The 11,485-nt window shown below is 72.7% G+C and carries 9 protein-coding genes and 1 pseudogene; 2 read left to right on the top strand and 8 right to left on the bottom strand.

Features of this window, described 5'->3' with window-relative positions; all coding sequences use genetic code 11:
* Positions 1–595: 595 nt before the first annotated feature.
* Entirely contained in the window at positions 596–2,068 is a 1,473-nt protein-coding gene (locus AC3ET3_RS22925) for a DUF4192 domain-containing protein (protein ID WP_435612800.1), read from the bottom strand.
* 352 nt (positions 2,069–2,420) lie between these two features.
* Entirely contained in the window at positions 2,421–4,580 is a 2,160-nt protein-coding gene (locus AC3ET3_RS22920) for a RecQ family ATP-dependent DNA helicase (RefSeq protein WP_435612799.1), read from the bottom strand.
* Between the two features lie 290 nt (positions 4,581–4,870).
* On the opposite strand from AC3ET3_RS22920, the gene AC3ET3_RS22915 reads away from it, so the two are divergent.
* Positions 4,871–5,491, top strand: coding sequence for a hypothetical protein (locus tag AC3ET3_RS22915; protein WP_432136304.1), 621 nt, complete (start codon positions 4,871–4,873; stop codon positions 5,489–5,491).
* A 406-nt stretch (positions 5,492–5,897) separates the two neighbouring features.
* Here the strand turns inward: AC3ET3_RS22915 and AC3ET3_RS22910 are convergent, their stop codons facing one another.
* The 5 genes from AC3ET3_RS22910 to AC3ET3_RS22890 form a co-directional block, all read right to left on the bottom strand.
* Positions 5,898–6,521, bottom strand: a complete 624-nt coding sequence (locus tag AC3ET3_RS22910; protein ID WP_435612798.1) for a hypothetical protein — start codon at positions 6,519–6,521, stop codon at positions 5,898–5,900.
* 67 nt (positions 6,522–6,588) lie between these two features.
* Positions 6,589–7,290, bottom strand: a complete 702-nt coding sequence (gene rnhB / locus AC3ET3_RS22905; protein WP_432136302.1) for a ribonuclease HII — start codon at positions 7,288–7,290, stop codon at positions 6,589–6,591.
* A 496-nt stretch (positions 7,291–7,786) separates the two neighbouring features.
* On the bottom strand, positions 7,787–8,692 hold the full coding sequence (locus tag AC3ET3_RS22900) for an ADP-ribosylglycohydrolase family protein (RefSeq protein ID WP_432136301.1): 906 nt from the start codon (positions 8,690–8,692) through the stop codon (positions 7,787–7,789).
* Positions 8,689–9,363 carry a histidine phosphatase family protein gene (locus AC3ET3_RS22895; RefSeq protein ID WP_432136300.1) on the bottom strand — a complete coding sequence of 225 codons (675 nt, stop codon included), beginning with the start codon at positions 9,361–9,363 and terminating at the stop codon, positions 8,689–8,691. The genes AC3ET3_RS22900 and AC3ET3_RS22895 overlap by 4 nt, the downstream gene beginning before the upstream one ends.
* A 71-nt stretch (positions 9,364–9,434) precedes the next feature.
* Complete coding sequence (locus tag AC3ET3_RS22890) at positions 9,435–10,040, bottom strand: YdbC family protein (protein WP_432136299.1); 606 nt, start codon at positions 10,038–10,040, stop codon at positions 9,435–9,437.
* A 166-nt stretch (positions 10,041–10,206) separates the two neighbouring features.
* On the opposite strand from AC3ET3_RS22890, the gene AC3ET3_RS22885 reads away from it, so the two are divergent.
* Positions 10,207–10,740: a TerD family protein gene (locus AC3ET3_RS22885; protein WP_435612797.1), complete on the top strand. Its 534-nt coding sequence runs from the start codon at positions 10,207–10,209 to the stop codon at positions 10,738–10,740.
* Between the two features lie 217 nt (positions 10,741–10,957).
* Here the strand turns inward: AC3ET3_RS22885 and AC3ET3_RS22880 are convergent.
* Positions 10,958–11,485, bottom strand: a pseudogene (locus AC3ET3_RS22880) (hypothetical protein); the annotation flags it as partial.

Raw genomic sequence — 11,485 nt, 5'->3', positions numbered from 1 at the left:
CCGGTCGGCCGGCACGCTGGTGCCGGCGGTACCGACGCCGGGCCCCGGGTGGTGCCCGGGCCGTCCGGAGGGGAGGCAGTCGTCGGAGGAGGGCGGAGTCGGCTGGTGCATACGGTTGCTTCTTCTGCTCTCTGTGCCTCGGGCGGGTGCGGTGCCGGGGCCCGACCGGACGGATACGGGGCGGCGCGCGGCCTGCGCGACGGTGGGCCGCTCAGGTCGTTGCGCCACTCAGGTGAACGGACCGGCCCTCGCCCGGGTCACGCCCGTACGGGGCGGTGCCCACCGAATGGCGGGGGTGATTCGGCGAGGTGGCGTGCGGCACGAGACGGGGAGCTGAGCGGCACCGCCCGACATCGCCGCGCCCGTGTTCTTGCGGCAGCCCGCCACTCCAGCCGTTGCGGCACCCCGCCACTCGTGGAGTAGCGGCCCCCGCCCCTCCCGCCTTCACGGCGCGGCATCGGCCTGCTGTTGGCGCCGGAGCGGCCCTCCGCATCACCCCGTCGCCCGCTCGTGGCACCCGGTCGGGCCCGCCGTGCGACGCCGCCGATCCGCTGTTGGCACCCCGTCGGGCCGCTGTTGGTGCCCGTCGGCCGTGTCACTCCACAGGGCCGTCGCCGTCAGTCGGCCGCGGTCCCTCCGCGGCCGCGCCGCGGCGTCGTGCGTTCGTCTTCCCCGGCGTACGGGGCCTCGGGACGCCGTCACGTGTGGAGGTTGCGGGGCGGCGAGGTCCGGATCCGGAGGGCGTCCGCATACGGGATCGGCGACTGCGGCGGGGCAGCGCTGTGGTGGCCGGTACACGGCACTGAGGGTCCGTCTCGCTCGGGCCGGGCAGGACGGAGGCTCCGGACGGGCCGTCGCCGGACAGCGCACCGGTGTCAGGTCCGCCGGAGCGCACATCGCGTGCCGCACCCGCGGTACGACCGACGCGTTCGGCACGCAGGCAGCGGCGGACCGACTCGGGGTCGAGGCCCTCATTGCACGCCTGGTGCAGAAGACGGGCGAAGAGGTACGCGGGGTCGGCGCCGAGGGCCATGGCGAGGGCTTCCCGTGCTTCGAGTTCGTCGCCGGTCGACCAGGCCACCCAGCCGGCGAGGCTCAGGGGGGCGGCGGCGTGCTCGCCGTAGGAGCCGACGCAGCGGCGGGCCAGGGCCCGCCACAGCCGGAGCGCCGGTGCGGCCTCGTCCCCCTCCATCCATTCGGCGGCGCGGTCGCGTGTCGTCCGGTCCTGGAGGCCCAGGATCAAGGTGGCCGCCTCGTCGGCGTCGAGCAGGTCGTCGTCGCGGCGGTCCTCGGTCTGCCTGCCGGACGGGGGCGGCACCTCGGCGAAGCGTCGCAGCACCTTGTGCGCCAGGGCCATCGTCTCCGCGGCCACCTGAGCGCGGCCGGAGTCGTCGAGGATCCTGGGGACGAGCGCGCTGCCCAGGGCGTCGAGTGCCGCTTCCTGCTCCGAGACCAGGGAGGTCTCCAAAGGCTGGAGCCGGGCGCGCAGTGCGCGCAGGCTGCCCCTGACCTGGATGCCGGCATAGGTGGCGGCCGCGGCCAGCACGGAGGTGCCCGGCAGGCCCATGGGCGTGCCCTCGGGCGGGCAGCAGGCGCTGCCGCAGCAGTACGACCAGAAGCGGCCGCCGGAGATGCAGAGCGCCTCGATCACGGGGACGTCGAGTCGGCCGCTCTCTACGCGCAGATGCTGGGCGAGGGGCCGCAGGCGTTCCATCACCTCATGGGCCGACTCGCCCGGTGCCGGCTCCTGGCACAGATAGGCGACGATCTGTTCGGGTCGGGCTCCCCTGCGTTCACCGCCCGTCACCAGGCCGTGTGCCAGTTGCCGGGCGACCGACTGCCAGTCGTCGCGGTTGGCCGGGATGCCGAGCCGGGCCCGGCCGCCGAACCGGCCGCGTCCGGAGTGTCGGTGCACAGACACCAGGACGATGCTGTCCTCGGGACGGTAGCCGAGCAGGTAGGGGAGGGCGTCGGCCAGTTCGGCCGGGGTGCGCAGGGTGACCTGGTGGGCACCGCTGCCTTGACCGAACGTGGCCGCGCCGTCGTACGGAGCGGCGCCCTCGTACACGTACGGCGGCGTGACTGCGCCGTCCGGGGCAGGTTCGCCAGCCGGTGCCGGTCGGCGAACTCCTGACATGTCGTCATTCTCGGAAGATGCACTGTTTTCGCTGTGATGCGTCATGATCAGACGATCTCGCGGAATGCGAAGCTCCGCTTGACCTGTGGATAACTCCGATCAGGACCACGTCAACCGACTGCCGGAACAGGACGCCGAAGTCCCTTCGCTGCACGGCGCCGGTCGCTCCTCCCCCGGTATGACCGCGGGAACGTCTCCCGCCGTCCCTCCGCAGCCACGAGCACAGCGGCCCGGCCACGCGCCACCGACCGGTCGGCCCGGCCCGGTCCGGCCCACCACGCTCTCAGCCCGCCACGGCCAAGACCAGGGGCAGCACCTGCTCGGCACCCGCCCGGCGCAGCAGGCGGGCGACGACGGCGAGGGTCCAGCCGGACTCGGAGTAGTCGTCCACGAGCAGGACGGGCCCCGGTGCGCGGGCCAGGTCGGCGGCCAGTTCCTCGGGGACGGCGAAGGCATCGGACAGGGTTCTCAGGCGCTGGGCGGAATTGCTGCGGTGCGCCCGGTGCGGGTCGCTCGCCCCGGTGTAGGTCACGGTGCCGAGGTAGGGCAGGCGGCCGACGGCCGCGATGCCCTGGGCCAGGGATTCCACGAGCCGCGGCCGGCTCAGGGAGGGCACGGCCACGACGCCCACCGGCCGGGGGACGGCGTCCGGGCCGTCCGACGCCCAGCCGCCCGGGGAGCGCGCCCAGTCCGCGAGCACGGCCACCGCGGCCCGCAGCGCGTCGTCGGGGACAGGACCGTCGGGCGCGCCGTCGGCGAGCAGCGGGCGCAGCCGGTTGCCCCACCCGATGTCCGAGAGCCGGCCCAGGGCCCGCCCGGCCGAACACTGCTCCTTGGCCGGGATGCGCCCCTTGAGGTCGACGCCCAGGGCGGGCATCCCCGTCGGCCACATGCGGCGGGGCTCGACGTCCACTCCCGGCCGGTCCAGTTCCCTGGTCGCCCCGGTCAGCGCCTCCGCGGAGACGGACGGGTCGGCCCAGGGGCCCGCGCAGTTGTCGCAGCGGCCGCACGGGGCCGCTCCCTCGTCGTCCAGTTGCCGGCGCAGGAACTCCATACGGCACCCGTCGGTACTGACGTAGTCGCGCATGGCCTGCTGTTCGGCGGCGCGCTGCCGGGCGACCCACGCGTACCGCTCGGCGTCGTAGACCCACGGCTCGCCGGTGGCGATCCAGCCGCCCTTGACGCGCTTGACCGCGCCGTCCACGTCGAGCACCTTGAGCATGGTCTCCAGCCGGGTGCGCCGCAGGTCGACCAGGGCCTCCAGAGCGGGTGCGGACAGCGGTCGCCCCGCGTCGGCGAGGGCCGCCAGGGTCTGGCGGACCTGTGCCTCGGGCGGGAAGGCGGTGTCGGCGAAGTAGCGCCAGATGGCCTCGTCCTCCTTGCCGGGCAGCAGCAGCACGTCGGCGTGGTCGACACCGCGGCCGGCGCGCCCCACCTGCTGGTAGTAGGCGATCGGCGAGGAGGGCGAGCCGAGATGGACCACGAAACCGAGGTCGGGCTTGTCGAACCCCATGCCGAGGGCCGAGGTCGCGACGAGTGCCTTGACCCGGTTGGCCAGCAGGTCCTCCTCGGCCTGGAGTCGGTCGGCGTTCTCCGTGCGGCCGGTGTACGGGGCCACCGGGAAACCACGCTGCCGGAGATAGGCCGTGGCCTCCTCGGCCGCCGCCACGGTCAGCGCGTAGACGATCCCGGACCCCGGCAGTTCGTCGAGGTGTTCGGCGAGCCACGCCAGGCGGTGCGCCGCGTCGGGCAGGCGTACGACGCCCAGCCGCAGGCTCTCCCTCTCCAGCGGGCCGCGCAGCACCAGAGCCTCCCCGGCGCCGGTCCCCAGTTGCTCGGCCACGTCGGCGGTCACGCGCGCGTTGGCGGTCGCGGTGGTGGCCAGCACGGGCACACCCGGGGACAGTTCGGCGAGCATCGCGCGCAGCCGGCGGTAGTCGGGCCGGAAGTCGTGGCCCCAGTCCGAGATGCAGTGCGCCTCGTCGACCACCAGCAGGCCGGTGGTGGCCGCCAGTTTGGGCAGCGTCTGGTCCCGGAAGTCGACGGAGTTGAGGCGCTCGGGGCTGACGAGGAGCACGTCGGTCTCGCCCCGCTCCACCTCCTCGTGGATGGCGTCCCACTCCTCCGGGTTGGCCGAGTTGATGGTGCGCGCCCGGATGCCGGCCCGCGCCGCCGACTCGACCTGGTTGCGCATCAGCGCCAGCAGCGGGGAGACGATCACCGTGGGGCCGGCGCCGCGGCGGCGCAGCAGGGCGGTGGCGACGAAGTAGACCGCCGACTTGCCCCACCCGGTGCGCTGCACCACCAGCGCCCGCCGACGCTCGCGTACCAGGGCGGCCACCGCCTGCCACTGGTCCTCCCGCAATCGCGCCGCACCCTGCGGCGCCCCCACCAGTTCGGCGAGGATCGCGTCGGCCTCGGTGCGCAGCTCCACATCGTCCATGCCTCCATGCAACCCGACGGCACTGACAATGAGCCACTTCACCCTCCGTGACGGCGGCTCTCCCCACGCCCCGTGCATCGACCCCGGCCACTCTGGGTAGTGATATAAGCCGCGCACCACTACATAACCCTCGGTGGCCCCAATTGCTCGTTGCCGCATCCCAGTTCGACAGGAAGAATTGAGGTCCGCTCCCCGTACGGCTCGGCCGTGGTCCGGTAGGGCTCTGTTGCGGTGTGCGCTCCCCCGAATCCGACCCGCCCGCTGTGTGGGCCGTAGCCGAAGGGAGGAACGTGACCTTCGGATTCGCTCCGTCCTCGGCGGCGCCGTTGTCGACGTCCACGTCCGACGCTTCCGCCACCCGCTTGCTGGAGCCCGCCGAGTGGGCCGCGGCAGGCATTCCGCTGCTGCGCAATCCGCGGGAGGTCGTCAGCGGGCTGCATGCGCGGCACCGCCCCGGGCCGGCCACCGCGATCGTGGCCGTGCTCGATCCGGACGAGCGGGTGCGGGCCAGCGCCTCGTTCGTGCGCCGGCAGGCACCGGCCGACGGGTGGATCTTCCGCAACGCGCTGCTCGCCCAGCTGCGCCGGATCATCCCGCACGACCTCAGACGCCGCACCCCGGTGCGCACCGCCGTACTCCTCTACTGCCGTGAGGGTGACGCGCGTTGGACGGAGGAGGACGGTGCGCTGATGTGGGGTCTGCGGGACGCCTGCACCCTGCACGGGCTGCGGTGCGGTGCGTACGTCACGCTGACCCGTGACGGCTGGCAGGTTCTCGGCGAGGGCCGGGGCGGCCGACGGCCCAACACGGACTCCGCCCCGGAGCCGTTCGCGCTGTCCGAAGCGCCTCCGCCGCTGCCGCGCACCGGGGGTGCGGCGTCGGACGTGCTGCGTCGCGCCGCCGCACGCTGAGCCGTCGGCCCTGAGCCGCTCGCACAGCGGACCGCCCCGGCCTCCGGCCGCACGACCACGCGGGAACGCCCTCGACGTGTGCACCCGATCTCGCACCCGGCGCCGTGGACACGCGAACCCCGGCCCGGCGGGCCGAGGCGTTCCGCCACGTTGCCGCAGGCACGGCGAGGGGTCGCAGGCACGCAGGAGCCGGGGCGCCGGAGTCCGCGGCCGAGCACGACTCCGCCGGACCGCCGTGCGGTCACGGGCCCGCACGCGACCGCCGGACTCCCCCACGCCCCCACTACCGGTCACCGAGCCCGCCGAGCAGTCACCGCCGGTTTGTCACCGCACGCGCCGACGGCGGCCGGCACGGCGCCCCGGCGTCGACACCGGGGGCCGCCCGCTCCAGCTGCCGCCCGTCGGCTCAGAGTCCGGCGCCCAGTACCGCGTTGATCTGCTGCGGGTCGCCGCAGACGATCAGCAGGGCTCCGGCCCGGGAGTGGGCCAGCGGCAGCGCGGTGGCGGCGGCTGAGGCGGGACCACCGTTGACGGCGACCACGACGACGGGACGCTCGGCGGCCCGGCCGACGGAGGCGGCGTCCAAGTAGAAGACGTCGTCCCGGGCGTCGTGCTGCGCCCAGTAGGACGCCTCACCGAAGGACAGTTCGTGGGTCGCCCACGGGTGGGGCTCGCCGGTGGTGACCACCAGGACCTCACCGGGGGCGCGGCCCGACTCCAGCAGCAGGTCAACCGCCTCCTCGGCGGCGTCCAGCGCGCCCTCGGCCGAGGCCGGGATCAGCTGGACCTGCGGAGCGGCGGCGGCAGCGGCCGGGGCCGGCGGCCCGGGCTTGACGGCGGCCGGGTCGCGGGGCGCGCGCTGCACCGGAGGCGTGGGCCGCGGAGGACCGGGACGACCGGGTCGCGACGGGGCCACGGAACGTGGGCCGGGTACGGGGCGGGGGGTCGGCGCGGTGCGGCCGCTGGCCGGAGTGGCGCGGGGACCCTGGGCACTCTCGTGAATCTGAGGCTCCTCGGGAATGAGAGGCATGGGCTGATATTTATCAAACGGTGGTGCGGCTCGCGTCGGCGGGGGCACTGCGGTGCGAGCGGACGCGTCAGAAATCGAAGCCGAGTTGGCCCTCGATCTCCGGAACGCTTCCGTCCGCCCAGCTGCGGGCCTTCTTGAGGTGCCGCCACTGGGGCAGCGCATCAAGATACGCCCACGACAACCGGTGGTACGGGGTGGGTCCCCGCTCCGCCAGTGCGGCCTTGTGCACGGGAGACGGATACCCGGCGTTGTCCGCAAAACCGAAGTCTGCATGGTCGATACCCAGTTCGGCCATCATTTTGTCGCGCTGCACCTTGGCGATCACCGAGGCCGCCGCGACCGCCACACACGACCGGTCTCCCTTGATCACCGTGCGCACCCGCCAGGGGGTGCCCAGATAGTCGTGCTTGCCGTCCAGGATGACCGCGTCCGGGCGGAGCGGCAGGCCCTGGAGGGCCCGTACGGCCGCGAGGCGCAGGGCTGCGGTCATCCCCCGGTCGTCGATCTCCTCCGGGGAGGCGTGCCCCAGGGCGTACGAGGTCACCCAGGTGCGCAGTTCCTCCGCGAGCTCGGTGCGTCGCTTGACGGTGAGCAGTTTGGAGTCGGTGAGACCCGCAGGGGGTCGACGCAGTCCGGTGACGGCCGCGCAGACGGTGACCGGACCGGCCCACGCACCGCGGCCCACCTCGTCGACACCGGCAATGATCTTCGCTCCGGTCGTGGCGCGGAGGGAGCGCTCGACGGTGTGAGTGGGCGGTTCGTACGGCATGGCGCCCTTAGCCTACGCCGCCGTGATCCGCGGGCGACACCCCGGTTCCCCTTACGAATCCGGGCCGCCGCGCAGCCTCGGCGGGAAGGCCGCCGGGCAGTGACCGACTGCGTTCGCAGTCGTGCATCCGCTCCGGTCTCAGGATCGGCGACCTCGCTGCCGACGGTGGGAAAGAAGCCGACCGGAAGCCTCGATCCGGCTGCCCTCACGCAACACTCCCCCAGGTCCTGGCAGGTCGCGTTCGCGAAGCGTGGAACCACGGTCCGATGGGCCACCGGCCGCGGACGCGGCCGACGGCGGTGCGGCACGGTCCAGGAGTCGTCGGGGGGAGCGCCGGGCACACCTTCGTCGACTTCCCTCGACTCCCCCATCACCACCCCGACGAGTCACCGGGCAGCGTACGGTCGGCCGAGAGGCCGGCCGCTGGTCCTCCCGGCGGTCCGCGGGACCGGGCGGACAGGGGCGCGGTCCGGTTCTCAGCCGGCCCGGCGGCCCGTCACGAGGCGGTCGGCAGCCAGCCGGGCAGCTCCTCCGTGCGCTCGACCCATGCGGCCGGGGGCGCCCCCGCCTTGCCCGCGGCGAGCACGCCGCCCACGATCGCGCAGGTCGTGTCCATGTCTCCGCCGGCCTGCGCGGTCGTCCAGAACGCCGTCTCGAAGTCACCGAGCGCCCGGGCGGCCGACCAGAGAGCGAAGGGCACGGTGTCGTGCGCCGTCGTACGCCGTCCACAGCCGAGCACGGCGGCGACGGTGGCGGCGTCGCCGTAGTCGAGCATGTCCCGGGCACGCCTCAGCCCCGCGCCGACCGCGCTGCGGGGAACCAGGGCGATGACGCCGTCCAGCAGCGCCTCGGCCCTGGGCGGTCCCCCGGGCGCCGCGGTCAGGGCTGCGGCCGCGGCCACCGCCATGGCGCCCACGACGGCCTCGCGGTGCTGGTGGGTGGGGTAGGCGGAGATCTCCGCCTGGTGGGTGGCCTGCTCGGGGTCGTCCGCGTACCAGGCACCGAGCGGGGCGATCCGCATGGCCGCTCCGTTGCCCCAGGACCCCTGTCCGTTGAAGAGCGCGGCGGCCAGCTCCCGCCAGTCGCCGCCTTCCCGGATCAGCCGCAGCAGCCGGTTGACGGCGGGACCGTACCCCCGGTCGAAGTCGTGCCGCTCGGCGAAGGAGCGGGCCAGCGCGTCCTGGTCGATCCGCCCGTGCGCGGCCAGGACGGCGACGACCGAGGCGGCCATCTCGGTGTCGTCGGTCCACTGCCAGTCGCCCGGCGGCAGCTCGCGGCGCTTGAGCAGCGGATAGTGGTCCGGCACGAAGAACTGCGAGCCGAGTGCGTCCCCCACGGAGAGTCCGCGCAGGCTTGCCAGGGCGCGCTCCAGGCGCCCTGAGGAAGAGGAGTCGGAGGTCATCGGCTGCCACTCCATCCGGTGATCCCGTACGGCTCCGGATCACGCCAGCGTTCGAACGGCCGGTCAAGCGTGTACTTGCCGTCGTCTCCGAGAACGAGCATCCTCATCTCCGCGTTCCCGGGATTCGACAGCGACTCGAACTCCGCGACCGTCCAGTGGAACCAGCGCATGCAGAACAGGCGCATGGCGAGCCCATGGGTCACGATCAGCACGTTGGGCGGGTGGTCGGGGGCCTCGAAGCTGCGGAAGAGGCTCTCCAGGAAGCCGCCGACCCGGTCGTACACGTCGGCTCCGCTCTCCCCCTGGGCGAACCGGTAGAAGAAGTGCCCGTAGGCGTCGCGGTACGCCTTCTGCAGCCGTACCTCGTCGCGGTCCTGCCAGTTCCCCCAGTCCTGCTCGCGCAGCCGGGGCTCCTCACGGACCCGTATCAGCTCCGGTTCGAGGTGGAAGGCGCGCAGCGTCTCGTGGGTACGGCGGTAGGGCGAGACGTAGACGCTGACGTGCTCGCGGCCGAACAGTTCCCGCAGCCGCTTTCCGGTCTCCTCCGCCTGCCGCCAGCCGCGCTCGGTCAGCGCCAGCGCGTGGTCGGGTTCGCGTTCGTACACGGTGTCATCAACATTGCCCGTTGACTCCCCGTGGCGGACAAGGACGATGCGCCGTGGTCGTGCCATGCCGAAACCCTAGATCGAGTGACGGCGTTCCGAGCACTCGTACGGGCTCCATACGGCGTAGCTCACACGGATCAGACCGTCCACGAGGGCTCCAGCTCCACTATGTCACCGGTGAGGGAGGCGATGTCCGCCTCGGTCTGCGCCCGCAGCGCGAGGCGCTCGACGCGTTCGGTCCGGTACTTGCCGTGCTCGGCCTCCGAGCGCCACATCGACAGCACCAGGAACTCATGCCCCGGTGCCTCGGCGAACAGTCCGCGGATCATGCCGGGCGAGCCGGCCATGGCGGGGTTCCAGACCTTCTCCTGCATCAGGGTGAAGTGCTCCGCGCGCTCCTCGTGGACCCGGCACAGCGCGACGCGGAGCAGGTCGGTGTCCGTGAACCGGGGCTCGAAGCCGGTCTTCACGTCGAAGCGGTAGTCGAAGAGCCTGACCTGCGCGTTCTTGAAGGTACCGGCCTGGGTGGCCGCCAGCCGATCGTGCGAGCGCGCCATGAAGGAGTCGTAGAAGGCGCGGCTCTCCCAGAACGCGAAGACATGGGCCACGGAGGGACGGGCCCTGCTCCAGCCCCCGCCTTGGCCACGAAATCCCGGCTCGCCCAGAAGCCCCGCCCACTTTCGCTGCCCCCGCTCGAAACCGCGGCGGTCGACCACGGTGCAGCGAATCCACTTGACCAGCACCGCGCCATCGTAAGGCCACCGGACGTGGCGTCGGTCACGCTCTGGCCCACCGCGGACGCGCGACGGTGCACGCGCGCGTGGCAGGATGGACAACCTGCCTTGCGCAGAGGGCAGTTCAGGCCGAGGGCCGACGGGGAGCAACGGGGAGACGGGGAAGGGGAAGCCTGTGAATGGCCTCAACAAGGGTTTGAGCAAGGTCGAGATCGCGTTGAAGTGGGATCCGAGCCCGGCGGGAGAGCCGCCCACGGACCTCGACATCGTCGCCGCCACGTACCTCGCGGACGCCCCGTACGGGGAGCCCGCCTATGTGGTGCACTTCGACAGCCGTTCACCCGACGGCACCATCTATCTCAACCGCGACAGCAAGGACGGCAAGGGCTTCGGCTGGGACGAGGTCATGACCGCGGAACTGGAGCGACTGGACGCCCGCTACGCGCGCGTGGTCGTCGGCGTGGTCATCCAGCAGCGCTCGGCGTACCGCGCGCTCGACGGCGTCGCCGATCCCGGGTTCAGGATCCGCGAGGGCTACTCGGTGCTCTCCGAGGGGGACTTCGGCACGGTGCCCGCTGCCACGGCGGCGACCATCGCGGAGTTCGTGCGCGACCCGTCCGACGGCTGGGTCTTCCACGACGACGTCCGGGGCTTCGACGCGGACCCGGCGACCTTCCCGGCGGTCATGGGCCGGGCGCGGGAGGCCTGAGGCTCCCTCGTTGTACCGAAAGAGGGCGCCGGCTGTCCGCCGGCGCCCTCTTCGCGCCTTGCCGGGCCGCGCCCGCCGGGGCGGTGGAGCCGACTCCACCGCCCCGACCGGGTCGCACACGCCCTGAGGCGTGGGCCTCGATACTGGCGGAGAGCACTTATTCCTGACGTGCGCTATTCCTCGGTATCCGACTCTAGATCGGGGAACGCACGCAGCCTCAGCTGTGACGCCCGGTGGTCGGCGAGCCACCGCATCCGGTTGTCATCCGCAGTGAACCCAGCGCGTGCGTCTCGGTCCACTCCTCTCGGTCGAGGACTTCGAGGTACGTCTCTCGGAGCGCTTCCTGCTGAGTCGCAGTGCACCCCGCAGCCTCGGGATGCTCCGTGGTCAGGTGCTGAGTGAGCACAGCGATCGTGAAGTAGCGCTCGATCGTCGGGCTGAGCGAACCCACATGGCGAGCATGAGCTTCTAGGACCGCTCTCGAATGGGGGTAGTGAGCGAGGGTGAGCCCCATTCCCCCGCAGTCGCTCATCAGATGAAGCAGTCGACCGATGTGGTCGACCATCTCGCTGTCGGTATCGAGGTCTGCAAGCGCCTCATGGAGTCTGGCGACTGTCGCGACCTTGTCGGCGAAGTATCCGTTGAGGAAGTCGCCGTCGCAGGCCCTGCGAAGCAGCCATGGTCGGGCAGCCGGGTCGTCGAGTCTGCAGAGAGCTTCGACGACATAGACGCGTCCCCAGCTGGT

This window comes from Streptomyces sp. bgisy159, from assembly GCF_057707805.1.
The sequence above is the reverse complement of the archived record's forward strand: the minus strand, read 5'-3'. Positions and strand labels throughout refer to the sequence as shown.